Source organism: Prosthecobacter sp. GW821-HT29F12 (genome assembly GCF_058803405.1).
Genome location: NZ_CM179517.1, coordinates 712,859 through 735,920 on the forward strand (window position 1 = coordinate 712,859; position 23,062 = coordinate 735,920).

General features: G+C 61.6%; 24 protein-coding genes. 19 read left to right on the forward strand and 5 right to left on the reverse strand.

From position 1 onward, the window contains the following. Nucleotides 1-10 precede the first annotated feature (10 nt). The 16 genes from AC3RLQ_RS02815 (at nt 11) to AC3RLQ_RS02890 (ending at nt 13,060) form a co-directional block, all read left to right on the forward strand. Nucleotides 11-313, forward strand: a complete 303-nt coding sequence (locus AC3RLQ_RS02815; protein WP_493034139.1) for a hypothetical protein — start codon at nt 11-13, stop codon at nt 311-313. Nucleotides 314-414: 101 nt separating this feature from the next. Next, entirely contained in the window at nt 415-567 is a 153-nt protein-coding gene (locus AC3RLQ_RS02820; protein WP_493034141.1) for a hypothetical protein, read from the forward strand. Between the two features lie 213 nt (nt 568-780). After that, entirely contained in the window at nt 781-1,179 is a 399-nt protein-coding gene (locus tag AC3RLQ_RS02825; RefSeq protein ID WP_493034143.1) for a hypothetical protein, read from the forward strand. A gap of 54 nt (nt 1,180-1,233) precedes the next feature. Beyond that, a complete protein-coding gene (locus AC3RLQ_RS02830; protein ID WP_493034145.1) occupies nt 1,234-1,674 on the forward strand; it encodes a hypothetical protein in 441 nt (146 codons plus the stop codon). Nucleotides 1,675-1,988: 314 nt separating this feature from the next. Beyond that, on the forward strand, nt 1,989-4,049 hold the full coding sequence (locus tag AC3RLQ_RS02835) for a sodium-translocating pyrophosphatase (protein ID WP_493034147.1): 2,061 nt from the start codon (nt 1,989-1,991) through the stop codon (nt 4,047-4,049). A 472-nt stretch (nt 4,050-4,521) separates the two neighbouring features. Beyond that, nucleotides 4,522-5,847, forward strand: coding sequence for a hypothetical protein (locus AC3RLQ_RS02840; RefSeq protein WP_493034149.1), 1,326 nt, complete (start codon nt 4,522-4,524; stop codon nt 5,845-5,847). Further along, nucleotides 5,831-6,811: a hypothetical protein gene (locus tag AC3RLQ_RS02845; protein WP_493034151.1), complete on the forward strand. Its 981-nt coding sequence runs from the start codon at nt 5,831-5,833 to the stop codon at nt 6,809-6,811. The genes AC3RLQ_RS02840 and AC3RLQ_RS02845 overlap by 17 nt, the downstream gene beginning before the upstream one ends. Continuing rightward, nucleotides 6,795-7,880, forward strand: a complete 1,086-nt coding sequence (locus AC3RLQ_RS02850; protein WP_493034153.1) for a hypothetical protein — start codon at nt 6,795-6,797, stop codon at nt 7,878-7,880. The genes AC3RLQ_RS02845 and AC3RLQ_RS02850 overlap by 17 nt, the downstream gene beginning before the upstream one ends. 43 nt (nt 7,881-7,923) lie before the next feature. Beyond that, on the forward strand, nt 7,924-8,673 hold the full coding sequence (locus AC3RLQ_RS02855; protein ID WP_493034156.1) for an energy transducer TonB family protein: 750 nt from the start codon (nt 7,924-7,926) through the stop codon (nt 8,671-8,673). After that, a complete protein-coding gene (locus tag AC3RLQ_RS02860; RefSeq protein ID WP_493034158.1) occupies nt 8,657-9,400 on the forward strand; it encodes a MotA/TolQ/ExbB proton channel family protein in 744 nt (247 codons plus the stop codon). Before AC3RLQ_RS02855 ends, AC3RLQ_RS02860 begins: the two co-directional genes overlap by 17 nt. A gap of 50 nt (nt 9,401-9,450) precedes the next feature. Next, on the forward strand, nt 9,451-9,870 hold the full coding sequence (locus AC3RLQ_RS02865) for an ExbD/TolR family protein (protein WP_493034160.1): 420 nt from the start codon (nt 9,451-9,453) through the stop codon (nt 9,868-9,870). 104 nt (nt 9,871-9,974) lie between these two features. Next, nucleotides 9,975-10,310: a hypothetical protein gene (locus AC3RLQ_RS02870; RefSeq protein WP_493034162.1), complete on the forward strand. Its 336-nt coding sequence runs from the start codon at nt 9,975-9,977 to the stop codon at nt 10,308-10,310. Next, nucleotides 10,292-10,564 (forward strand): hypothetical protein, encoded by a 273-nt coding sequence (locus AC3RLQ_RS02875; RefSeq protein WP_493034164.1) that lies wholly within the window; start codon nt 10,292-10,294, stop codon nt 10,562-10,564. Before AC3RLQ_RS02870 ends, AC3RLQ_RS02875 begins: the two co-directional genes overlap by 19 nt. Further along, nucleotides 10,539-11,192, forward strand: coding sequence for a hypothetical protein (locus AC3RLQ_RS02880; protein ID WP_493034166.1), 654 nt, complete (start codon nt 10,539-10,541; stop codon nt 11,190-11,192). The genes AC3RLQ_RS02875 and AC3RLQ_RS02880 overlap by 26 nt, the downstream gene beginning before the upstream one ends. A 62-nt stretch (nt 11,193-11,254) precedes the next feature. Next, nucleotides 11,255-12,475 carry an IS4 family transposase gene (locus AC3RLQ_RS02885; protein WP_493031625.1) on the forward strand — a complete coding sequence of 407 codons (1,221 nt, stop codon included), beginning with the start codon at nt 11,255-11,257 and terminating at the stop codon, nt 12,473-12,475. Nucleotides 12,476-12,619: 144 nt separating this feature from the next. Continuing rightward, on the forward strand, nt 12,620-13,060 hold the full coding sequence (locus tag AC3RLQ_RS02890; RefSeq protein ID WP_493034168.1) for a hypothetical protein: 441 nt from the start codon (nt 12,620-12,622) through the stop codon (nt 13,058-13,060). A gap of 43 nt (nt 13,061-13,103) precedes the next feature. On the opposite strand, the gene AC3RLQ_RS02895 is transcribed toward AC3RLQ_RS02890, so the two are convergent. Both AC3RLQ_RS02895 and AC3RLQ_RS02900 read right to left on the reverse strand, forming a co-directional pair. Further along, nucleotides 13,104-13,523 carry a hypothetical protein gene (locus AC3RLQ_RS02895; RefSeq protein ID WP_493034170.1) on the reverse strand — a complete coding sequence of 140 codons (420 nt, stop codon included), beginning with the start codon at nt 13,521-13,523 and terminating at the stop codon, nt 13,104-13,106. A 190-nt stretch (nt 13,524-13,713) separates the two neighbouring features. Further along, complete coding sequence (locus AC3RLQ_RS02900; protein ID WP_493034171.1) at nt 13,714-14,403, reverse strand: hypothetical protein; 690 nt, start codon at nt 14,401-14,403, stop codon at nt 13,714-13,716. Nucleotides 14,404-14,718: 315 nt separating this feature from the next. Here AC3RLQ_RS02900 and AC3RLQ_RS02905 point away from each other — a divergent pair, with 315 nt between their 5' ends. Both AC3RLQ_RS02905 and AC3RLQ_RS02910 read left to right on the forward strand, forming a co-directional pair. Beyond that, nucleotides 14,719-16,434 carry a hypothetical protein gene (locus AC3RLQ_RS02905; protein WP_493034173.1) on the forward strand — a complete coding sequence of 572 codons (1,716 nt, stop codon included), beginning with the start codon at nt 14,719-14,721 and terminating at the stop codon, nt 16,432-16,434. A 397-nt stretch (nt 16,435-16,831) separates the two neighbouring features. Beyond that, nucleotides 16,832-17,215: a hypothetical protein gene (locus AC3RLQ_RS02910; protein ID WP_493034174.1), complete on the forward strand. Its 384-nt coding sequence runs from the start codon at nt 16,832-16,834 to the stop codon at nt 17,213-17,215. 8 nt (nt 17,216-17,223) lie between these two features. Here the strand turns inward: AC3RLQ_RS02910 and AC3RLQ_RS02915 are convergent, their stop codons facing one another. Continuing rightward, nucleotides 17,224-17,691, reverse strand: a complete 468-nt coding sequence (locus tag AC3RLQ_RS02915) for a hypothetical protein (RefSeq protein WP_493034176.1) — start codon at nt 17,689-17,691, stop codon at nt 17,224-17,226. Nucleotides 17,692-18,134: 443 nt separating this feature from the next. Here AC3RLQ_RS02915 and AC3RLQ_RS02920 point away from each other — a divergent pair, with 443 nt between their 5' ends. Further along, a complete protein-coding gene (locus AC3RLQ_RS02920; RefSeq protein WP_493034178.1) occupies nt 18,135-19,223 on the forward strand; it encodes a hypothetical protein in 1,089 nt (362 codons plus the stop codon). Nucleotides 19,224-19,887: 664 nt separating this feature from the next. On the opposite strand, the gene AC3RLQ_RS02925 is transcribed toward AC3RLQ_RS02920, so the two are convergent. Both AC3RLQ_RS02925 and AC3RLQ_RS02930 read right to left on the reverse strand, forming a co-directional pair. Beyond that, nucleotides 19,888-21,621, reverse strand: coding sequence for a TolC family protein (locus tag AC3RLQ_RS02925; protein WP_493034180.1), 1,734 nt, complete (start codon nt 21,619-21,621; stop codon nt 19,888-19,890). 131 nt (nt 21,622-21,752) lie between these two features. Next, nucleotides 21,753-23,060: an HlyD family secretion protein gene (locus AC3RLQ_RS02930; RefSeq protein WP_493034182.1), complete on the reverse strand. Its 1,308-nt coding sequence runs from the start codon at nt 23,058-23,060 to the stop codon at nt 21,753-21,755. Between the last annotated feature and the right edge of the window lie 2 nt (nt 23,061-23,062).

Here is a 23,062-nt window from a genome sequence, read left to right on the forward strand (position 1 = left end):
GATTGGGCGGTTGGCCGATCAGGTTGAAGATTGGCAGTGGGCCGAAGTGATGATTGAATGCCGCATGCCAGAGCTCCATCTCTCCCTCATGCTCGCCATGTCCCGAATAGGGAAGATCTTGGTGCTGCTTCTAGTCACCTCGGTGTTATTGTATCTGCCCATCAAAGGCATTCGCACCGGCAAGGTCCGCGGCTGCTTCGACACCTACACCGAGAAAGAAAATTTTGTGATGTTCTGGATCACCATTTTCGCCTATTTCATTCTCGCCTTTATGGTGTTTGTCGGGCTCTTGGTGGCGGTGTTTGCGCCGTGAGGGGGGAGGGCTTGGTTCCGGAATGTTCAGCGCCTGGCATTGGGCGGCTGGCCGATCACGTTGAACCTTGGCAAACAGCTGAAGTGATGGTTGGATGTCTCATGCTTGGAATTGAGTTTCTCCCGCTTCTGGCCCAGTCCAGGACGGGCACTATTTTGCTGCCGGTTCTCTTCGCCTCGCTGTTCTTATATCTGGCCATCAAAGGCCTGCTCACTGGCAAAGTCCGCACCAGCAGCGGGACTTACACCAAATAAGAGAACTCGGCGATGTTCAGCCTCTTCATTTTCGGCTGGTTTATGTGCGCCTTTATGATGTTGGTCTGGCTTTTGGAGGCGGTGTTTGAGCCGTGAGGGGGCTGGGGGCTTGATCTTTATCCAGCCGGATTGTAGCTCAGCAGATTGTGAAAGTCCTTCCTGCATTGATTGCTGCTGTGACCACCGTTTTTTTCATTTTCGTTTTTATGCACAATGAGCCACACCTTGCCGACGACACTTGCGGAAGAGGCTTTTGCGGCTCGGATGAAGGCGTTTGCTGATAGCTGTGAGGAGCTGGATTCATCGTTGAGTGCTGAGCAACGAATAGAAAATTTTGACCGGTTTTATGATATGGTGAAGGCAACGCTTGCGCGGGTGGGATCGTTCAGTGAAGGCGGGCTTGATAAGGATGCGGATTTTTCATCGAGCCGCTATGTGGATCCGGGACACGTTGTGACGGTTGTCTCTTCGGTGCCGGTGACTGAGAAGGTCTTGAAAAAGCTGCTGACAGAGTGTGCGGTAGTGGGGGCGAATTATGCGATCCAGTTTGATGGGATCGAGGGGATATCGGTGTTGTTTATGAATGGGGAGCTGGTGCGGGAGGAGGGGTGAAGTGAGGAAGTCCGTCATGACAGGCAGCGCTTTCGCTGCTGAAAAATGATCTGCATGGATTATAAGAAAGGGATGAATTTTCAGATGATCCAAGATGAGGAGTCCTATCGTGTGGCACTTGGCAGGAAGGATGGCTACCTGCTGATCGTTGGTGAGTCTGAGTTTGAGCATTACCTGACGTGCCCCGTTGCTGAAATTCAGGCTGATTTGCGTGCTGTGTCTTTGCTGATGCTGGACCTGGAGTCTTTGAGCTGGCACGGGCATTTGTATGAAGGCGATCTGGTTGATGTTTCCATTGCAGGGTATGAGGCGAGTCTTGAATGTGGTGAGTTTCAGCCGGGAGACCGCGTGGAAAGAGGCGAGATTACCGCGGGGATTTGGCTTTCACCGACGTTTTCGGAGTTTGAAATCGCTGATCAGGTGAGGGGTGTTTTGCACGGAGAAATAACGAGAATCCCAGGTGTGCGGGCAGGCTGCGGTGAAGATGAGAAGTGAACTACGAACGAAGAAACCGTACCGGCTTCCTTCTGCGCCAAGGCTTCGAAGGACACGAAAGCCGGTACTACATAACGGCGCTGGGTGGCTCGGGGGCTGATCGTGTGGCGGGCGGTTGGAGATGGAAGAATGAAAAACAGGGGCGGAGGGGCTGGGTGGGTGGGATTTGGATTTAGGGAGGGGGCTGGGAGTGGGTGGGTAAGAAAAAAGAGTGGTGGCAGAAAACTCGGAGCAAGTTCTTGCCTGTAATTTGCGACTTGCTAAAGTGCGCGGCTTTACCCGCCACGGACCAACCACCCGACCCTTATCCACTCATGCTTCCATCCTTCCTGCTGACTCACGGCATCGCCCTTGCCATTGGCCTCTCCATCGTGGGGCTTGTTTTTGCGCTCATCCTGATCAAAAAGGTCGTGGGGGCGGATGCGGGGAATGCGAAGATGACGGAGATCGCACTGGCGATCCAGCAGGGGGCGAAGGCTTACCTGAACCGGCAGGTGATGGCGGTGAGCCTGATCGCGGTCGTTGTTTTTGCGGCGGTGTGGTGGCTGCGCGGCGGCCTGACTGCGGCGGGCTTTGTGGTGGGCGCGGTGTGCTCGCTGGCGGCGGGTTACATCGGGATGATGATCGCGGTGCGGGCGAACGTGCGCACGGCGCAGGCGGCCTCGGTGAGCAGTCATTCGGCGCTGAAGGTGGCTTTCAATGGTGGTGCGGTGACGGGTTTGCTGGTGGTGGCGCTGGGCCTGCTCTCGGTGGGTGTGTTTTACCTGGTGGTGAGCGGTGTCGTGGACCACGCGAAGCATGCGATCGATTCGCTGGTGGGGCTGGCGCTGGGCAGCTCGCTGATCAGTGTGTTTGCACGTCTGGGCGGCGGTATCTATACGAAGGCGGCTGACGTGGGCGCGGACTTGGTGGGCAAGAATGAGCAGAATCTGAATGAGGATGATCCGCGCAATCCGGCGACCATTGCTGATAACGTGGGCGACAACGTGGGTGACTGCGCGGGGATGGCGGCGGACGTTTTCGAGACGTATGCGGTGAGCTTGATCGGCGGCGTGCTGGTGGGCCACCTGACGGTGGGCACGGAGGCGGCGGTGGTTTACCCGTTTGTGCTGTGCGGTCTGGCGATCATTGCTTCTCTCATTGGCATCGGCTGGGTGAACTTCATCAAGCAGGAGGCGACGGCGTCTCTGGTGTGCGGGGTTGCGGTGTCTGGCATCGTGGCTTCGGCGCTGTTCTGGTGGTCCACGGCGGCGATCTTCCCACAGGGGATCAAGATCGGTGAGATGGCGGTTTCGAGCACGAACTTGTTTTACTGCGCGGCGGTGGGTCTGGTGATGACGCTGCTGGTGGTGTGGATCACGAACTACTACACGAGCACGCACCACAAGCCGGTGCGTCTGATTGCGAAGGCTTCCGAAACGGGCCCGGCGACGAACATCATCGCGGGGATCAGCATCGGGAACCAGGCTACGCTGCTGCCGGTGCTGGCCATCGCTGCGGCGATCTGGGGCTGCTATGATCTGGCGGGGCTGTATGGCATCGCGATCGCGGTGGTGTCCATGCTGTCGCTGTCGGGCATTGTGATTTCTTTGGATGCGTTTGGTCCGATCACGGACAACGCGGGCGGCATCGCGGTGATGGCGGGTCTGCCCGAGGGCGTGCGCAAGATCACGGACGAGCTGGATGCCGTGGGCAACACGATGAAGGCGGTGACGAAGGGCTATGCGATCGCGAGCGCCGGACTGGCGGCAATGGTGCTGTTTGGCTCCTATGTGGAAGATTTGCAGGCGTTTGTGGGGCACAAGGTGAGCTTTGACCTGATGGACCACCGGGTGGTGATCGGCATGTTCATCGGCGGGCTGCTGCCGTTCCTGTTTACGTCTTTCTGCATGAGCGCCGTGGGCAATGCGGCGGGTGCGGTGGTGCGCGAGGTGCGCCGCCAGATCACGGCGAAGCCTGGCATCCTGACGGGTGCGGACACGCCGGACTATGCGCAGTGCGTGGACATCGTGACGAAGGCGGCTCTGGGCCAGATGATTGTGCCGGCACTGCTGCCACTGATCTTTGTGATCGCGGTGTCGTTCCTGGGCATGGAAGCGCTGGGCGGGGTGCTGATCGGCACGATCGTGACGGGTCTGTTTGTGGGCATTTCGATGACGAGCGCCGGTGGCGCGTGGGACAATGCGAAGAAGTTCATTGAAGAAGGCAACCACGGCGGCAAGGGCAGCTTTGCACATCAGGCGGCGGTGACGGGCGACACGGTGGGTGATCCTTACAAGGACACGGCCGGTCCTGCGGTGAACCCGATGATCAAGGTGGTGAACATCCTGGCGATTCTGATCATCCCGATCGCGTTCAAGGCGGTGGTGAAGTGATTGGCTGAAGATTCAAATGAGAGGGCCTCCAGAGATGGGGGCCCTTTTTTTGGCTGGGAGAGGGGGCAAGGGGAGGAGATGGTGTAGATGGACAGGATTAACAGGATGGCAGAATTTCAGGATTACTGCAGGGGTGGAACGGAGCGTGGCGAGTAGACGAACGAAGTGAGGCCGGAGGGGGAGGGCGGCGAATCAATGGTGGAGGGATGGAGGGCGGGGGCTGTAGGGAAGGGGGAGAGCGGGTGGGATGGAAGGGGGCGGTGGGGCGAAGGATTCTAGGGACGCGCACAACGCGTCCCTACCAGCACTGGGGGCTGGCGGATGGCTGGTGGGGCTGAGTGATTGGATCGAGTGGGAGGCTGAGGATGAGAGGGGGAGGTGGGGTGTGAGGCTGCTCAATCAGCATTTGATTCTCAAGACTGGGAGCGCACTATATTGGGGGACGCGTTCTTCCCTAAATTGGCCCGGCATCGTGACTGACTTTTATCCCATCGATAACCAACGCAGCAGCAACCTGCGCATTGCCATCACCGGCACGGTGGTGGTGCATGCGCTTCTGCTGGTGCTGCTGGCGTGGATGTTTGCGAGCGAGGCTGCGCACCGGCTGTGGCTGGAGGCGCACCAGCCGCCGAAGGTGGAGAAAAAGGAGGAGGAGGTGCTGCTGTTTCCGGAGCAGTTCCTGACGCCGCCACCGCCGCCGAAGGTGCAGAAGCCGCAGGTGTACATCCGGACATCGCAGAGCCAGGGCGCGGACACGGCGCCGAAGAATCCGGCGTTCATCGCGGACCGGAACACGCATGCGGCGACGGTGATCGCGCCGTCTCCGGATGCGACGGAGCCGATGCCCTCGATGGACGGCATCAAGATCCGCTCGCGCGAGCTGGCGGACCGTGACTTTAAGAACGGGGATCTGAAGGATGATGCGCGGCCGATGACGCAGCCGCCCGAGGTGGCGATGCTGGCACCGAAGCCGCCGGCACCGCCCAGCCCGCAGACGCCGCCTTCCATTTTAAAGCCGAAGGATGCCGCACCGCCGCAGCCGCCCAAGCCGCAGACGGTGCTGACGCCCAAACCGGAGACGACCCATCCAGAAACGGAGAAGCCTGTGGAGACGCCGAAGATGGCCAAGGTGGAGCCTGAGAAGACGCCGCTGACGAAGATGATGGAGGAGGCGGACAAGGAGATGGCGAAGGTGGACCTGAACCGGCTGCCGCTGGAGGTGAAGAAACCTGACCCGATGGTGAAGACGCCGGACGCGCCGCCGAAGACGGAGCCGGTGCCGAAAAAACTGGAGACAGCGCAGGACATGCCGCCGCCGACTCCGCAGGAAAAACCCATCCCGAAGGCGCTGCCGGTGGTGGAGGATGAGGCCGTGACGCGCACGACGAACAACCAGGACCCGAACGCCTTCACGCCTTTTACCCGCAAGACGCAGACGAAGGGCAGCATTTCCAACCGGGGCAAGGAGGCTGCGGTGGATGCGGCGGAGACGCCGCTGGGACGCTACTACCGGCAGGTGACGGGGCAGGTGGAGAAGAAGTGGCACATCTACCTGCACCTGCGGCGGGACGGCGCGACGGCGGGGTACCTGCAGATCGTTTTTTACGTCAACAAAAAGGGCAAGGTGGAGAGCCTGCGGGTGGTGAATGACAAGGAGTCCAACCCGATCCTCACGGAGCTGACCGTGCGGGCGATCCAGGATGCGGAGATCCCGCCGATGCCTGCGGATGTGGTGCCATCTCTGCCGATGAATGATCAGGACCGGCTGAAAGTGGAATACGATGCGCTTATTTACTGATCTGACCACCGCAGAAATTTTTCTGATGGGTCTCAACATGCTGGGTGCCTGCTTGGCTCTCGCAGTGACAATGCAGGCGAGACTCAGGCTTTATGCGCGGATGGGCATGGCTGACGAGGTGCGGATGCTGGGTTGGGTGATTCTGGCGGGCATGCTCTCAGCGTGCGGCTCGCCGGCGAAGAGCGGGGTGGGGGCGCTGAAGATGCCGCCGAAGAGCCGGTACATCCTCAAAGTGTCCGAGCTGGTGGACAAGCAGTGGCACCTGTACCTGAAGAAGCGGCCGAATGATGCGGCCTTTGGCGGGATGGAGGTGGGCTACTGGGTGAATCCCAAGGGCAAGGTGGTGAAGATGCGCGTGGTGGGCGCCAATCGGGCGAGCCCTGATCTGGTGAGACTGACCACGAATGTGATCCGGGATGTGGATCTCCCACGCATGCCGGCGGATGTGGTCTCTTCACTCACGCCGAAGGACGAGGGCGTCCTGAAACTCGTGTACAAGGCGTACATTCCTCCTCCGACCAAGGGAGGTGCAGTAGCTGCGCTGGATGCGAAGCTGACGCCGGAGGAACGCGCTGCGCGGGAGGCGCGTGTGCAGTGGAACAAGGATAATGTGAGGTATCGCGCGTACCCTGCGGAGGGAAATCCTCTGGACCTGAAGGAGACCCCGGTGAGCCGCTATGGCAAGCTGGTGGTGGGACGGTTGCAAAGGCAGTGGTACCTTTACCTCATGCAGTCGAAGGTGCCGTCTGTGGGGGAGCTGGATGTGGTTTTTTACGTCAACTCGCAAGGCAAGGTGGAGAGTCCGAAGGCCACCGTCCAAAAGGGCTGCGATCCGGGGCTGACGGAGCTCACGCTGCGGGCGATCCGAGATGCGGAAATCCCCCCGATGCCGGCGGAGGTGCGCAGTGCTCTGGGGAAGAAAGGGGGGCGCGTGCAAATCCTTTATCATGCCCGTGGCCGCTGATTTCCATCCCTTGGAGGGCTTCGTGACGGGGCTCAGAATTGCTGCGAGCGCGCTGGGTGTGCTGAGCGGGCTGCTGCATGCGGGGAAGAGAGCGCAGGCGCTGCGGCTGCTGGGGATGGTGGCGCTGCTGGGCATGCTCTCTGCATGCAGTGCGCCGACGAAGGAGGAGGTGGAAGCATACAGGCAGGCGAGGGAAAGCATGGAGCGATACCTCAATGAGGTGTCTGGGCGGCTGCGAGGGAAGTGGAAGCACTACCTGGCGCAGAGTCCGAATGACCGGGCCCGCGGGCACGTGAGAGTGTTCATTTATTTGAGCACGACGGGCAAGATGGAGCACCTCCACGTCAAGAACAACGAGAACACGGACCCTGTCCTGACGAAGTTTACTGTGATGGTGATCCAGGATACGAAGTTCCCGCCAGTGCCTGAGGAATTGATTCCCTGGGTCAAAAAGTTTCATGACGGGCGTATGGGAATGGGCATCGTTTTTAATGCGAACAGGCCGGAAAAGGGCGGGGTCTCCGCCAGCGGAGGGCCGCTGATGAATGAGGAGACGAAAAAGCTGATGGAAAAGCGCTGGGGCCTGCCGCCGGAGGCAAGTGATGGGCGTGCCAGCCGAGGTGGAGTGGATGAGGTGCCTGTGAATCTGACTTCGAAGGAGAGCGGCGTGCGGCAGGTGGAGAAGCAGCAGCCCAGCAGCACGCCGACGAAGGAAGGCAGCGCCAGTGGCGGCACCCAGACGAAGGTGAAACTGACATCGACGCCGAAGGAGCGCTACACCCAACGGGTCACCCAGGCGGTGGAAAAGAAGTGGCGCATCTACCTTAAACTACAGATGGAAGGCGTCACGTACGGGAGCCTGAAGGTGAATTTTTACGTGAACAAACAAGGGCTGGTGGAGGACCCGCTCGTGGTGGATGACAAGGATTCCTACCGTGCTCTCACTTTATTAACCTTGCGGGCGATCAAGGATGCTGAAATACCTCCGATGCCCGTTGACGTGTTCCCATTGCTCCCGATGAACGATCCGGAGCGCCTGAAAATTGAATACAATGTCCTCATTTACTGACATGACCGAGAGGCGTCATTTTTTGCATTCAATGATGAGAGTGATGGGTGCCGTCTTTCTGGCCTGCGGGCTGGTGGCGTGCTCGACGCATGAGCAGGGCGCTGCTGACGAACAGGCCCGCCGGGATCTTGCGAACAGCCGCTCACCCAAGGGGCGCTACATAGCGCAGATCAGGAAAGAGGTGAGGGAGAAGTGGGATCGGCATATAAACGCTCTGCGTAACTCCCCGCAGGGCAGTGGCAGCATGGTGGTCGAATTTTACGTCACCCCCAAAGGCAAGGTGGAAGACCTGCGGATCATCAACACGAAGAACTGCACTCGGACATTCGCGACATTTACTTTGCAGGCGATCCGTGAGATGAAGCTGCCGCCCATGCCTGCTGAAGTCGTGGCCGCGCTGACGGAGCAGGATGGAGGACGCCTGAGATTGGAATACTATCCTGAGAGAGCGTCATCGGAGTCTGGCGTTCAGAAAGTCGCCAGCCCGAAGAAGCCCGTGACGCGCTTTGGCCAGCAGGTCCAGAAGATCTTGCACAAGACCTATGAGCCGTATATCCGGCAGGGCAGCAAGGGCCCTGACGTTTTTCATATTAAAGTGGTCGTCGACTTCAACGGCAAGGTGGAGCATGCCTTCGTCACCGATGAACTGGGCAACAATGAGAAGCTGAGGGTCTTGACCCAAAAGTTGATTTATGCTGCAAAGCTCCCACCCATCCCTGAAGAAGTCATCCCCCTGCTGCCGAAGGAAACTCTCGAACACCTGATACTCAACTACGATGTCGTTATTAACTGATCTTCTCGCCTCTGCCACACCCATGCTTGCGGCTGCCGCCGCCGCTGCTGCGGATGCCACTGAAAAGGCTGCGCCTTCCGGGCTGCAGCTGATCTATGAGTTTCTTTCGACGGGGGGCTTTGTGATGGGGCTGATCGTGATCTGTTCGATGTCGGCCATCGGGGCTTCGATCATGGCGTGGCTGCAGCTGCGGGAGCAGGTGATCATGCCGAGCGCGGTGGTGAGCCAGCTAAGGGCGATCCCGAACTATGCGCTGAAGGGAGACATCCGGCCGCTGCAGGAGTTTCTGGTGCATGATGGCTCGATGCTTTCACGTCTGGGGAGCATGGCGATCAGCGGGGCCTTTACGAGCAAGCAGGAGTGCCATGATGCGTGCGCGATCAAGGCGCGGGAGGAGATCCACCGGCTGGAGAGCGGGATCCCGCTGCTGGAGGTGATGGTGTCTGTGGCGCCGCTGCTGGGGCTGCTGGGCACGACGGTGGGCCTGGTGGGGATGTTCTCGGCGTTTGGCGCGGGTGGCGGACCGGACACGACGGTGATCGCGCATGAGATCGGCGTGGCGCTGCGGTGCACGATCGCGGGTTTGTTTGTGGCGGTGCCGTCGGTGCTGGCGCACACGTATTTTTCCCGGCGGCTGGATGCGCTGGCGGTGCGGGTGGAGTCGATCATGCAGGAGACGATCCAGCATTTTTACCAGCACTTTGAAGTGCAGCGTCCGGCGCACTGAGTGTGTGAGCGAGAACTTTTCCATCACTCCACCTGCTGCACGCCATGGCCATGAATCTGCGCCCCAAACGCCGCCCGGTACCGACGATCCCCATCGTGTCGCTGATCGACATCATGGTGATCCTGCTGATCTTCTTTGTGGCGACGACGACATTTGAGAAGGACAAGACGCAGATGAAGATCACGCTGCCGGAGTCGAAGACGCTGGGCGGTGAGGCGACGACGCCGGAGGTGCGCGTGGCGATCACCATCGATGAGCAGCAGCATGTGTTTCTGGACGGAAAGCCGGTGGAGCTGGAGATGCTGGCGGCGGCGATCACGACGATGAAAGAGGCCACGCCCGGGCTGAAGCTGGAGCTGAAGGCTGACACGACGGCGGCGCTGGGGAACCTGGTGAAGGTGTGGGACGCGCTGCGGGAGGCGGGGTACAGCATCAATGATGTGCCGGCGCGGATTCAGCGGGCGAAGTGAGGGGAGGGGGCGTGTGGCGGAGAGGGGAAGGGCCGAGCACCGGGGGCAGTTTTAGGTTATTAAACAATTGAAATACTGAATTTGAGTATTTAATTTGTTTTTAAATGAGGAAACTCGATTCCAGCCTTCTTGACGAGGCACTCACTTTGCTGGCCGAACTCACCCGGGATCAGCCCCGGCAGCACTTCATCGTCTGTGGAGGCTCTTCTCTGCTGGCGCTGGGGCTGGTGCGACGCGCGACCACCCGGGATGTGGATGTGCTGGCCCGGGTCGAGGCGGAGACACTCGTCACCGCGAAGCCACTCCCAGACTGGGTGATCAAGGCGGTGAATGAGGTTCAGGTGGATCTCGGTCTGCTCGACAAATGGTTCAATACCGGTCCATCCGATGATTCGTTCTCCGCTTCGGCTTTCCTGAAGGCATGGCCGACCGCCTGGTGACACGCGACTACGGCCCATCACTTCGGATCAGCTATATCAGCCGCTACGATCAGGTGTTCTTCAAGCTCTATGCCACTGCTGATTCGGATCAGGGACGCCACTACAAAGATCTTCAGGATCTGAACCCGACGGCGGAGGAACTGCTGGCCGCAGCCTCCTGGACCCGCAGTCAGGACCCGTCTGAAGGCTTTCTGTGTGTCCTTTCCAATGTGTTGAAAAGCCTGGGCCATGAATCCCTCATTAAACAGCTTTAAGGAGCGCCTGCAGGAGGTGTTGCTTCAGTTCCTATGGCGGCAGTGGTCCGCCTTGGGAGTGGCGGGTTATGCCAGCATCCGGGATCCTTGGATGATCGATCCTGAGGCTCTGCTGCTCTTCTCACTGCCCATCGCCCGGAGCGACCCGAGGCTCTTTGATGAAATCGTGGACTGGCTGCACGAAAACGGGGCTTTGATCAGCATTCAGCGCCTGCAGACGCTCTCAAAGGAGTTTCATCTGGGAGACCCCACGCTGCTTCGTCCCATTGCTGACAAAATGGCCTCCACCTCCCAGCATGCCAAATGGCGGCTGCTGGAAAAGATAGGGGGGGCTGCCCCCACCATGGAGGCACCCCGGCCGCTCTTCGAGGGGGTTCCAGTGCTCGCGGAGCCTGACCCTCATTTCCAGCGCTGGGGCTGGCAGCGCGGACGCATTGAACTCCGTGGCATGAGTCAGAAACCGCGCCTCGACCAACCGTCCACGTTTCTCTTCAAGCTCCGAGCTCTCTTTGGTCGGCAGGTCCGCGCCGAAGTCATGGCCTGGCTTTTGTGCCATGAGCACGGCCACCCGGCGGAAATCGCCCGCCAGACGGGCTACTTTGCCAATAGTGTTCGGCACAGGGTTTGAGGTGGAGTGATGTGACAAAAACGTTGCTGTACGTTTGGGCGAAGGGTGGCATGAAGTTGCTGATGGCTGCAGCCCGAGTCCCAGCCCCCAAGATTGAAGCCGCCCAGCTGCGGCACTGGAAGCTCATCGAGCAGTTCCAGCGTGTGCTCGACGAGGTCAGCCCGCTGCATCAGCCCCACCGCAGCGAGCACGACCCGCGGCGCACCCTCCACCAGCGCGATTACTTCTCGCTGTTTTTGCTCGGCCTGTTCAACCCGGTCATCACCTCCATGCGCGGGCTCTGCCAGGCCAGCAGGCTGCAGCGCACGCAACGCTCCCTGGGCACCCTGCCCGCAAGCCTGGGCAGCTTCTCGGAGGCGCAGAGCCTCTTTGATGCGCGGCTGCTCCAGGCCGTGCTGGAGCGCCTGGTGGCGGACCTTCCCCCGCAGCCCGGTCCCGGCGGCGTGGACCTCGCCGCGCTGCGCGTGGTCGACAGCACCTTGTGGTATGTGCTCCCGCGCATGGACTGGGCCACCTGGCGCAGCCAGTACAAGGACCAGCGCGCCGTGCGCCTGCACATCAAATACCGCCTGGCCGACGGCCTGCCTGCCGGCGGCCTGCCCTCCAACGGGGTTTTGTGCGAGCGCAAAGCCCTGCGCCAGCAGCTCAAGGCCGGGGAGTTCTACATCGGCGACCGCAACTACGGCATGAACTACCGCTACCTCGAGGAGCTCGAGAGCGCCGGGTGCGGCTTTCTCATGCGCCTGCGCCAGAACCATGTCAAGGTGGAGACGCTCCAGGAGCTGCCGCTAAGCCAGCGCGACATTGAGGCCGGCGTCTGCCGGGATGAGCGCGTCATGCTCGGGGAGAGGGCCCTGTGCAGGCGCGGCCCGTTCCGCCTGGTGGTCGTCGACCGGCCGGACATGGAGGAGCCCGTATGGCTGGTGAGCAATCAAACGGCAGAACAGCTCAGCGCCGGGGAGCTCGCCGGACTCTACCGGCAGCGCTGGGAGGTGGAGGGATTTTTCCGCTGGCTCAAATGCCTGCTGCCCTGCCGGCACTGGTTTGCGGAGAGCGAAAACGGCGTGGCCATCCAGATCTATGCCGCGCTGATCTGCGCGGTGCTGCTGACGCGCAGGCTGGGACGGCGGCCGAGCAAACGCATGCTGGAGATGCTGGCCTTTCATCAGATGCAGACGGCCAGCGAGGAGGAGCTTGCCGAGGCGCTGCGGCTTGAGGTGCAGCGCGCCACCCGGGTGCGCAAGCCGCGGCATGGCACGCTGAGCAACTGGAAACCCGCATAGCAAAGGGCAGTGCAGGCGCGCGCGCGCGCCAGGGCTGCGCGTGCCCGGATGCCACGATGTCGCCCACCTCCCACTCCCTGGCCCTTTCACCGCCGCCTCAATTCAAAAATGCTTGGCTCCATTCACCCCTCTATAGCAGACCGCGTGCCGAACAGTACTGGCTACTTTGCCCGCAGCGTCCAGCTTGTGCTCAATGAACTGGAAACCTCCGGTCTCATCCGGTCCCACCGCGTGGGCCGGGAAAAGCACTTTTTCCTGCTCCATGCCCAATGGCGCCTTCTCATCAGCTGGAGTCCGCCGGAGACTTTTCCGGTTTGGATCGCCTGGGCACCTTTGTTTCAGGCGCTGCAAACCTTCCTCGCGTGTCTCTCCCAGCCTGGGCTCGACGAGCGCTCCGAGCGCTTCCAGTCGATCAAGCTGCGTGAGGCGCTCAACGATTCCATGCCCGCTCTCGTGCAGGCGGGCATTGCGCACCGCCTGCAAAGCAGCACCCGGCTCACCGGGAGCGCCCTCATCACAGCTCTGCTCTCCGACATCGAAACCATTCTGGCGGAGCAGTTGAACAATCCCATGCCTCACGTTTAGACGTGACTCAGGAGCTCATTTCCCTCCTGTGATATGAGCCTGTTTAGCGGCTCTTCACCTTGGTGTACTTCACATAGGGCTCGAATTTGTAGCATTTGGGCATGAGGATGCCGCGCTTTTTGAGGATGGAGGTTTTGTTTTCCTCCACTTCAAAGCCGGGGTGGCCGGTCCAGGCCCACTGCCAGCCTTCGTTGGCGATGAAGAGGCCGCCGCGCTCATGGCCCTGGCGGATGATGCCGGTGGTTTTGAGGCGCTCCGGGGCGGTGTAATAGATGCCTTTGGCGGACTGGGCCTCGGGCTGGTAGATGCCGGCGGGGAGGGTGAACTTGCCGTCCTTGTGGGTGCAGTCGACGGCCTGGGCGACTTTGATGGCGGGGGTGCCAGGAGGGCAGCGGTCAAGGTCTTTGGAGGCGCAGGAGACGAGGAGGCAGGAGGCCAGCAGGGCGGAAAGCAGGTGTTTCATGGGATGAGGAGGAAGCGCTGAGGTGGTGCGCGCCAGGTGCGGACGGGGCCGGAGTGGAACGCGGCCAGCACTAAACACAGGATGCTGCGTGTGTGGTAGTGGAATGTGGCGGCGTTTTTTTGGTGGGTGCTCAGGCGCTGCTGCTGCTCGCGTCTCATTGCAGCCGTGGGCCTGTGTGACGGCTTTGCTGTTAACGGTTCCAGAGGAGGATGGGCTGTACCACGTGAACGCCCCCTGAGGAGTATACATGGGGGACGTGGTACTGAGTCACGTGGGCGTGAGGAATGTAGCCGTAGGATGAGTAGTGGCGGTATCCGGTTCGCGGGTAGTAGTAGTGAGAGTAGCGGAAGGGGGAATAACCGTAGTTGTAGTAACCGTAGCCGGAATAGCGGTAGCCGGAATAGCGCGGGGTATAGATCGAGGAGGAAGGCCTGCTGCTCAGTTGTCCCTGGTTTTGTACTTGAAGGCTCGCAGCGTACGCTGAATTGGAGGGTGCATAGGCCTGGGCTTGCACCAGACGACTTTGCTCCTTCTGAATCTGAGCCAGGGCCTGGAGGTCCAGCTGACGATTTTGCTCAGCCTGGGTCGCGGCCTGAGTTGCTGCCTGGGCTTCCAACTGACGATTTTGCTCCCTCTTGGCCTGGACGGCGGCCTGTTCCTGCGGTGTGGCGACCTTGAGCCGGACGCGGGTGGCGGGGTCGAGATCGGTGACTTTGATCCAGCTGCCTTTGTAGCTGTCCCTGTCTGAGGTGACAAAGACCTTGGTGTGGTCGACACTGAATTTATGGAAGGTGCCATTGTAGGTCCGGCCGTTCACGAGCCATTGCTCTGCCTGAGCGGCGGAGGTGAGCAAAAGCAGGGTGAGAACCAGCATCTTCATGCGGGGAGTGTGCGCGGGATTTGTCTGGGGGCAAGTGGGGAATGGGACTAGGTGAGGTGAAAAAGTGGCTGCTGGTGGGTGAATGGGGCTGAGAGATGGGTGAATGGGGCCTGGTGTGGTGGCGGGACGGATGGAGATTCACAGGAGGGCATGATTAACAGGATTTTTGGCAGGGTGATTTTTGGCCGGGGCTGGACTGGATGTTTTGAACAGGTTGGAAGAGGCTATTGTGTGGTATTAAATGATGTAAAAAGCCAGAATGGTGAAGAAATCACTTGAGATCTGAAATCCGGACCCAAGGCTGATGGTTACACTATGAATGATGCTGATTTCCATCTGGTGGCGCATTCGCCGCTGGTCCATTTCGAGACGTGCACGAAGGTGCAGAACGCAACGACGAAGAAGCTGGAGACGCCGCGGGCGAATGTGCTGCAGCGACGGATGGCGGAGGCGGTGGAGGTGCTGACGGCGCTGGGGATTCCGGCGATCCGCGTGATTGTGACGAAGATCCGCCAGTGCGGCGGGACGACCTTCAGCGTGGAGGTGATTTACCATCTGTGCCAGCAGCGGAACACGGATGCGCTGATTCTGGCGAACATCAGCGCAAACAGCCAGGGCATCCTGGAACGGATACGGACCTTCAGTGAGAACGACCGCTTCCCGTGGCACAATGCGCTGGTGCCGCGTGAGCGGCGGATGAAGTGGGCGAACGGGAGCACGGCGACGATCACGAGCGCGGAGTCGATGAACCCGGGGATCTCGAAGCCGCGGCAGGCGGTGCTGTTTAGCGAGAGTGCGAAGTATCCGCGCGGCGGGGTGAAGGATGACCGTAAGATCATGGCGTCGATCCTGCCATCACTGAATGATGCGGGGCTGGCGATCGCGGAGAGCACGCCGGACGGTGCGAGCGGCTGGCACTATGAGACGTGGCAGGGGGCGCTGTCTTTGGATGATTTTCTCAAAGCGTGGCGTGCGGGGGATGCGGCGCCGGGGAACGGGTGGGTGAAGGTGTTTGCGGCGTGGTTTGAGTTTGCGGAGAATGCGAAGCCGGTGACGGAGGCGATGCGCGCGAAGATCGACGCGACGATGACGCCGCGTGAGGCGAACGGGCGGCGGCGCTATGGATGGACTCATGAGCAGATGGCGTGGCGACGGGCGATCATGGAGGCGGAGTGCTCGGGCTCTGAGGATACGTTTGATGAGTTTTACCCGGAGGATGAGGTGAGCTGCTTTCTTTCGTCAGGCAGGCCGCGCTTTAACGTGGCGGCGCTGCGGCGGCTGGAGCTGGCGGCGCAGCTGCATGAGCCGGAGGTGGGCTCTCTGGTGGCGGTGGGGGACGGGGTGGAGTTTCAGACGGATGCGAGCGGCTATGGCAGCTTTCACATCTGGGAAAGGCCGCAGCCGGGGTGCAGCTACATCGTGTGGTGTGACCCGATGACGGGGGAGGATCAGGCGGCGAGCGGGGACCCGGATAGGCATTCGATCGGGGTGCTGCGCACGGAGTACCAAGAGGCGGGTGGTGCGTGCTACAAGGATGCGGTGGTGGCGCGTGTGCGGCCGCCGTTTACGGGGACGACGCTGCTGACGGCGGACTACATCGCGCTGCTGTCCGAGTATTATGGCGGGGCGCTGGTGGTGCTGGAGGTGAACATGGGGCTGCATGTGCTGGAGCGGCTGAAGGATGCGGGTGTGCCGCTGTACAAGCGGCAGGTGGTGGACCCGTATGACCGCGAGAAGCAGAACTTCATGCTGGGGTGGAAGCTGAAGGACCGGGACCAGCGCAGGGATGTGATCGACAGTCTGGCGCTGGCGTTTCACAATGAGACGCTGGATGTGTTCTGCCCGCACATTTTGGCGGAGTGCAAGAACTTCATGTGGAGCAAGAACGGCCGCGAGGAGGCGCGCAGCGGCTGCCACGATGATGATGTGATGGGCCTGGCGATGGCCTACCGCTGCAAGGGGAGCGCGACGTTGTACAAGCCGACGACGAGAAGGAGGCGGAGGCCGGTGGATTATCGGCGGGTGAAGTAGCGGAAGCCCGCGTCTCTGTGGCGCTGGCAGTGCGGGGACATTGTGGGTGCAACTTAGCCAAAGCGCCTGACTCGGGGGATTGAGCGATGGTGTGTTTGTCCCGCACACGCTCAGGCAGGCTGGCCGTCACCACCCAGCCTGAGTTCCAAGCCCGCTGTTACTTCGCAGCGTCCGGGAATCAGGACGTCTCCAACATACAAGGAGTGCCTGTCGTACTTCATGGAGGGAACTCTGACTATTTCAGCGGGGCGCTGCGTCCAAGAGGATGCTGCTGATGCCTGCTTTGGTGGCGGGTGGTTGGCGGCGGTTGTTTATGAATGCTGTGATGCCTCTTGTTCTGGGTTCTGTGGGTGTGGATCACTCAGCGGCCGCAAGGTCTGTGGCTGTGCCTGAGGTGATGGAACACTTTTTGCCGGAGGAGGAGATGGAGGGGCTGCTGCGGGAGTTTGAGAAGCACTGTGAGAAGCTGGACCGGCGGCTGACGGAAGAGGAGGAGTTGCGAAATTTCGGGCACTTCTTCTGGATGATGAAGCAGGCGCTGATGGGCGTGGGATCATTCAGCGAAGGAGGTGTGGATGATGAGGCGGACTTCACCTCATGGCCGCGCATGGACCCCTCGCGGATCATGCGGGTGGCGGCGCGGGTGCCCGTCACGCGAGAGATGGCGCGGGTGGTGCTGGCGGCGTGTGGGGCGCTGGGGTCAGACCATGCGGTGGTCTTTGACGGCAAGGAGGGGCGCTGCGTGTTGTTTAGCAACGGGGACTGGTGCCGGGAGGAGTGACGAATGCGCTACTTGGCAGGTGCGTTTGCGGCTGGCGGAGGTGGTGCCGAGGGCGGTGTGCTGGCAGCGGGGGCGGGGGCGTCAGCGGCTGTGTAATCCCAGGTGCGGGTGAAGGCGGGGAGGTGGGAGATTTCGCTGCGGATCTGGATGGACTGCACGGCATCGCCTTTGGGGGTTTTGGCGAAGCGGACGAGGACGGTCCAGGTGCCGGTGCGGTGGCGCAGGTTCCAGGTCTCGGTGGTGACGGCATCGGTGGTTTTGATGTTTTCGATGACGGCTCCGCTTTTGGAGAGGAGGGTGTTGGTGTCGGCGACGGACTGGGCCTGAGGGTTCTGGAGGCTCTTCCAGGCGGAGGGCTGCGAAGGATAGAGGGCGGCCTTGAAGGTGGCGGCCATGAGGCAGATGAGGATGAGAATGAGCACCGCCATGGTTTTGGGGGAGGTCGGCGGCAGTGAGTCGGGGTCGGCTAATTTCATGGGGATCGAAGGGGGCGGGGGGGGAGTATTGAACTGCGGCGCGGTTTGTCGAGGAGCGGATGGCGTGAAAAGTGAATAGGCGCGGGGCTTATCGCGGTGGAGTGAGGAGCCGTGCAGGGCTGGGAGTGGCGGTCTGAGGGATTTCGTGACTTGAACCCATCCGCCGGCCTGGGGCGTGGATTTGGAAAGCGGGTGCAACGGGATGAAGGAATACCTAAAGATACCAGAAAAAAATATCAAAGTACTTGAACTCTGAAATCCGGACCCAAGGGTGTGTCATGGCATTTCAAAACATGCTGTCTGAAGACGACGACGCACGAACCCAGAAAGAAGATCAACCGCGACGGCAGCACCTCGCGGGTGTCTGCGATGGGAGCGGCGACGAGGCGTTGAGAGAGGACGGGAGAGCAAACATTTAATTAACACTGAGAGGACACTGAATCATGGCCACACCATCACCCTATAATTATAGCAAGAATACAAACAGTGCATCGGATCTCGATCCGACGAAGAAGAAACCCGCAGGGGCTGAAGCGTCGACCACGACGGACGGTGGAGCGCAGCCTCCTGCTCCCACTCCGACGCCTGCGAGTCCTGCAGGCACGGCGGGCGGCCAAACCGGGCAGCCGCCGGGTGGGATGATGCGGACGCCCAATGGTTCGACGATCGGGCAGAGCCCCATGAACCCGAGCATGAACCTGAGCGCCGGGCAGAGCAACACGCCAAGCCAGACGCTGAACTATGCGACGAGGCCGGGCATTGGGAAGACGAACTTCGACACGGTGAACAAACCCACGCCGGAGACGTTTGGCCAAAACAATCTGGCGAACAGGGCGGCGAGGCCGGTGGGGCGCTCGATGTCGGATCCGCAGAGGCAGGCGGAGATGGCACGGCGCAATGCGGTGGCGAACGGTGACGTGAGTGGTGCGGCGAAGATCACAATGGGCCAGCAGCCACAGCAGGTGGCGGGAGGGGTGGGGCAGACGCCCAATGGTTCGACGATCAGGCAGAGTCCCATGAATCCGAGCATGAACCTGAGCGCTGAGCAGAGCAACACGCCAAGCCAGACGCTGAACTATGCGACGAGGCCGGGCATTGGGAAGACGAACTTCGACGAGGTGAACAAGCCCACGCCGGAGACGTTTGGCCAAAACAATCTGGCGAACAGGGCTGCGCGGCCGGTGGGGCGCTCGATGTCGGATCCGCAGAGGCAGGCGGAGATGGCGCGGCGCAATGCTGTGGCGAACGGGGGCATGGGTGGTGCGGGGGAGGATGATAAGACACCGCCAGGCCGCGCGAAAGGAGGGCCGGTGCAGGCCGGAAAGCCTTACCTCGTGGGTGAGGAAGGGCCGGAGATCATCGTGCCGAGGCAGAGCGGCACGGTGGTGCCAAATCATGCCATCTCCATGGCGGAGCTGATGGAGATGAAGCGCGCCGGGAAGAACATCGTGCTGCCGAAGGGCGCGGTGGGTGCAAAGTTTTTTGAGGCGCGTCCGGTTCCGCAGAAGAGGGCTTGCCGCGGCGGGAGATGATCTGGTTCATGAGGATGATTTTAGTGGGTGAAATTTGTCAATAATTTGCACACTGACCCCATTTTGGGGGGGGGCGGCGGTGGCGCGGGTTTGAGCTGGAACATGGGTGACACTGCCTGCTTCGTCTTTTGAGGGGCTTCACCGGCAGGCGGGCAGGCAGAATGAGGTCGGGGAATGATCAATACCCTGCGAAAGCGGTGTCGCCGATGCAGGCTTGCGCCGTGCATCTGTGCCACCGCAGTCCAAGACGCTGGCGCGTGGTTGTGAGGGCTGGTGCTCTCGCGGGCGCGAAGCGTCTTGGAACCGGAGCGCAGCGGAGGTAGACAGCCGCAGGCTGACCGCAGGGTGAGCGAAGCGAGCCGAACGAAGTGAGTCAGACGACTGCAAGGAGCCCGAAGGGTGAGCGCAGCGAATCAATCAATGCGTGCGGCCCTTCTTCGCTAAAGCTTCGCAGGATAGGCAAGCCTGGGCGCGACGCCGCTTTCGCAGGCTGGACGGTGGGCTTGGGCAGTAGATCGTGATTCACCCCGCGAAAGCGGTAGCTGCGATGCAGGCTTGCGCCTTGCATCTGCGCGACCGCAGTCCAAAAGGCTGGGGCGCTGATTGGGAGGGGGCAGCTTTCAAACAATGATGAGCTGCTTTTCATGCCAGGCCTGAGGGCTTGTTATTTGTCTGCGGCGATGGCGGCGCGGTAGTTGGCGTGGGCGCGGAAGTATTCGGACTGGGCTTCGACTTCGAGGACTTTGGCGTCGAAGCTGGCCTGCTCGCGGATCTGGAGGGCGAGGAGGTCGGTGGCGCCTTGCTTGAGGCGCTCGGCTTCGGCGGTGGCGAGCTGCTGGGCGAGATCGACGTTGCGCCGGGTCTGAAGGAGGACTTCGTGGGCGGCGAGGAGGGCGCTGTGGGCGTCGCGCACGTCGGCGGTGATGCGCTGGCGGGCGAAGAGCATTTCCTGATTGAGGCGCTCGATCTGGGCGTCGGCGACCTCGACGCGGCCTTTGGCTTCGCGGCGCTGGAGGGGCATCTTGAACTCGACCTTGGCCTCGATCTCAGTGCGCTCCAGCGCGGAGGGGAGCCTGCCTCCTGAGCTTTGAGCGGCCTGCACGCCGACTTCGAGGCTGGGGAGGAGATTGTTTTTGGCGAGGCGGCGCTCGATGCCGGTTTTCTCCAGGGTGAGCTCGATGCGGCGCATCTCGGGGCGGAAGATGAGGGCCTTGGCGATGTCCACGGTCAGCTGGGATTCCGCAGGGTGGCCGTGCGTGGGGAAGGCGGAGGGGAGGCGGGTGCGCGGGGCGAGGATGGGCTCTGCGGTGCGGAGATCGCGGTAGAAGAGGGAGAGCTCAATGGTGGCGGCCTGAAGGCGGCGGCGGGCCTGGACGACGGCGATCTCACGGCTGACGACGAGACGCTGATTGTCCACCTGCACGATGGGGGCTGAGGCGCCGTTTTTCACCTGCTGGGCGATGGCGGAGTCGCGCTCTTTGGCCACGCGGAGGAGCTCTTCGGTGAGAGTGAGGCGCTGGCCGGCGGAGAGCCAGCCATAGTAGGAGATGGTAGCGGCGCGAATGAAGTCCAGGTACTGCCGGAAGATGATGGGATCGGCGAGTTCCTGATCAATCTGCGCCTGCCAGAGGGTGGCGCGGCGGCGGTCGATGGTGCCGTCCCGCAGGAGGGGGATGCGGAAGCCGAGGATGCCTTCGCCATCGGTGCTGGTGCGGTCCTTGTTGTAGTTGGGCAGGAAGCCGCTGCTGAGGCGGTAGCCGCCGTAGACGCCGCCGCCCCAGTTGGTGAGGGGCTGCTCCAGCATGGTGTAGGCGGTCTGGCCGTCGTAGTAGCCGGCGGGGGCGAAGGTGCCGCCGGCATTGAGGTTGAGGTCAAAGGCGCCCATGGCCTGGCGGACGCGGCCGTTGGCGATGTCCTGCTCGATCATGGCGGCGAGGTAGGGCGGGTACTGGGTCTTGACGCTTTGCAGGACTTCCGGGAGGAGCAGCGGGCGGGATTTCTCCTTCTCTTTCTCCTCCGGCGCGGCTTCGACTCCGGCGAAGGGGAGCATGAGGGCCACCATGGCGGCACGGCAGCGCCTGATGGCCTGCGGCGTGGACAAACGCCGACTTTTGGAGAGGGCCTTGGGGCGTGGGGAGGTGCCAGGGACGCTCGCCCAGAGCCGATAAAATATCGGCGCTCCCAGTAATGAGCGGCTCGTGATGCGGGGCGTTTTGGGCGAGGAGGAAGGCTTATTCAAACAACGATGCCCCTGCTTGAAACGCTGCATTTCGGAGAGGGCCTTGGGGCGTGGGGTGGTGCCGGGGACGTTCGTCCAGAGCCGATAGAATATCGGCGCTCCCAGCAATGAGCGGCTCGTGATGCGGGCGGTTTTGGGCGATGGGGCAGGCTTATTCAAACCACGATGGCCCGACTTAACAGAGTGGCGTGGATGGCTGGCATGCAGGCCTTGTGCGCTGGTCGGTGGGATCATGGTGCTGGTATTCATCAGGTTCTGGGTCTTGGTCGGGTTCAGTGTGGTAGGAAATATCACTTCTTGGTGGGGTCGAGCTTGCCGTCGGCGTTGGAGTTCACGGCGGGGAAGCCGTTGATCTGGCGCCAGAGCTCAAACCAGAGCGGCACTTCATCGAGGAGGAACCAGGCATTGGCGCGGGTGCCCTGCCGCAGCCAGCGCTCGCGGTCCGGCCAGCCGACGGTGACGGGGCCTTTGCCATCGCCACGGTCCACCACGTCATCGGCGGGGCCGATGAGAACGCGGAAGCGGCCCTGGCCGTCATCGCTGGCATCCACAAAGACGACTTCGCCACCAAAGGTGCCGATGGCGAGCTGCGGCCAGCCGATGGCCTGCACGGCGGGCCAGCCCTCAAAGGCGAGGCGCACGGGGCTGCCGGGGGTGACGACGCCGTCCACTTCTTTCCGTGCGTGGATGAGCGGCATGTCGTTGCCGTCCACCCAGATTTCCACGTTGCGGCTGTCGCTTTCGGGAATGATGACGCAGATGAGGGAGCCGGGCCGGAGGTAGGTGCCGTCTGTGACGGCGACCTGGAGGACGACGCCATCGCGCGGGGCCTCGACAATCTGGCGGAGGTTCTGATTGATCTGCACGTCGATGACGGAGAGGTCGCGCTCTGCGGTGGCGACTTCGCCGAGGGCGCTGCCTTTGGAGGCGTGGATGGAGGCGATGAGGGCATCCATGTCATTGCCGGTGCGCTTGAGGGCGGCTTCGGCGGACTTGAGATCGGCGGCGGTGGCATCGCGCTGGAGGGTGGCAAGCTCCATGCTGCGCTGGGATTCAAGCTGCTTGCTGAAGAGCTCCTGCGTGCGCTTGTGATTGAGCTGCGCGGTTTCTGCGGCGATCTTCGCACCGGCGACGCGCTGGTGCGCGCCATCGATGGCCTGGGCCTTGGCCAGCTCCTGCTGGGTGATCTGCGCGGTGAGGGATTCGACGCGGCCCTGGGCAAAGTCGCGGCGGCTTTCGATGGCTTCGCGCTGGGCGCGGAGGTTGTTGATGAGGTTGGGGTCGTTGTCCTGGATCTCGATGATGAGCTCGCCTTTTTTGACGCGCTGGCCTTCGGTGATGTGGAGATTGCGCACGCGGCCGGAGACCTGGGCCTCCACATTCACGCGGCGGTCCAGCGGATTGAAGGCGATGACGCGGCCGGTGCCGGCGACGAACTGTCGCCACGGCAGAAACAGCAGCGCGATGGCGAGCACGGCGAAGCTGATGAGCAGCAGGCGGCTGAAGACGCGCGTGAAGCGTGCCGGGCTGGCGAGGCTGAGCGCGGGCAGCGGCGGCGCGGAGGAAGCGAGGGAGGGGGATGGGTGAGTCGTCGTCATGG

Excerpts from the sequence above, each read along its gene's own strand:
- AC3RLQ_RS02830 (WP_493034145.1), top strand. The coding sequence starts at position 1,234 with ATGGATTATAAGAAAGGGATGAATTTTCAGATGATCCAAGATGAGGAG.
- AC3RLQ_RS02835 (WP_493034147.1), top strand. The coding sequence starts at position 1,989 with ATGCTTCCATCCTTCCTGCTGACTCACGGCATCGCCCTTGCCATTGGC.
- AC3RLQ_RS02885 (WP_493031625.1), top strand. The coding sequence starts at position 11,255 with ATGGCTGCAGCCCGAGTCCCAGCCCCCAAGATTGAAGCCGCCCAGCTG.
- AC3RLQ_RS02860 (WP_493034158.1), top strand. The coding sequence starts at position 8,657 with ATGTCGTTATTAACTGATCTTCTCGCCTCTGCCACACCCATGCTTGCG.
- AC3RLQ_RS02880 (WP_493034166.1), top strand. The coding sequence starts at position 10,539 with ATGAATCCCTCATTAAACAGCTTTAAGGAGCGCCTGCAGGAGGTGTTG.
- AC3RLQ_RS02855 (WP_493034156.1), top strand. The coding sequence starts at position 7,924 with ATGGGTGCCGTCTTTCTGGCCTGCGGGCTGGTGGCGTGCTCGACGCAT.
- AC3RLQ_RS02865 (WP_493034160.1), top strand. The coding sequence starts at position 9,451 with ATGAATCTGCGCCCCAAACGCCGCCCGGTACCGACGATCCCCATCGTG.
- AC3RLQ_RS02915 (WP_493034176.1), bottom strand. The coding sequence starts at position 17,691 with ATGAAATTAGCCGACCCCGACTCACTGCCGCCGACCTCCCCCAAAACC.
- AC3RLQ_RS02900 (WP_493034171.1), bottom strand. The coding sequence starts at position 14,403 with ATGAAGATGCTGGTTCTCACCCTGCTTTTGCTCACCTCCGCCGCTCAG.
- AC3RLQ_RS02850 (WP_493034153.1), top strand. The coding sequence starts at position 6,795 with ATGCCCGTGGCCGCTGATTTCCATCCCTTGGAGGGCTTCGTGACGGGG.
- AC3RLQ_RS02910 (WP_493034174.1), top strand. The coding sequence starts at position 16,832 with ATGGAACACTTTTTGCCGGAGGAGGAGATGGAGGGGCTGCTGCGGGAG.
- AC3RLQ_RS02825 (WP_493034143.1), top strand. The coding sequence starts at position 781 with ATGAGCCACACCTTGCCGACGACACTTGCGGAAGAGGCTTTTGCGGCT.
- AC3RLQ_RS02875 (WP_493034164.1), top strand. The coding sequence starts at position 10,292 with ATGGCCGACCGCCTGGTGACACGCGACTACGGCCCATCACTTCGGATC.
- AC3RLQ_RS02930 (WP_493034182.1), bottom strand. The coding sequence starts at position 23,060 with ATGACGACGACTCACCCATCCCCCTCCCTCGCTTCCTCCGCGCCGCCG.
- AC3RLQ_RS02920 (WP_493034178.1), top strand. The coding sequence starts at position 18,135 with ATGGCCACACCATCACCCTATAATTATAGCAAGAATACAAACAGTGCA.
- AC3RLQ_RS02895 (WP_493034170.1), bottom strand. The coding sequence starts at position 13,523 with ATGAAACACCTGCTTTCCGCCCTGCTGGCCTCCTGCCTCCTCGTCTCC.
- AC3RLQ_RS02870 (WP_493034162.1), top strand. The coding sequence starts at position 9,975 with ATGAGGAAACTCGATTCCAGCCTTCTTGACGAGGCACTCACTTTGCTG.
- AC3RLQ_RS02905 (WP_493034173.1), top strand. The coding sequence starts at position 14,719 with ATGAATGATGCTGATTTCCATCTGGTGGCGCATTCGCCGCTGGTCCAT.
- AC3RLQ_RS02845 (WP_493034151.1), top strand. The coding sequence starts at position 5,831 with ATGCGCTTATTTACTGATCTGACCACCGCAGAAATTTTTCTGATGGGT.
- AC3RLQ_RS02820 (WP_493034141.1), top strand. The coding sequence starts at position 415 with ATGCTTGGAATTGAGTTTCTCCCGCTTCTGGCCCAGTCCAGGACGGGC.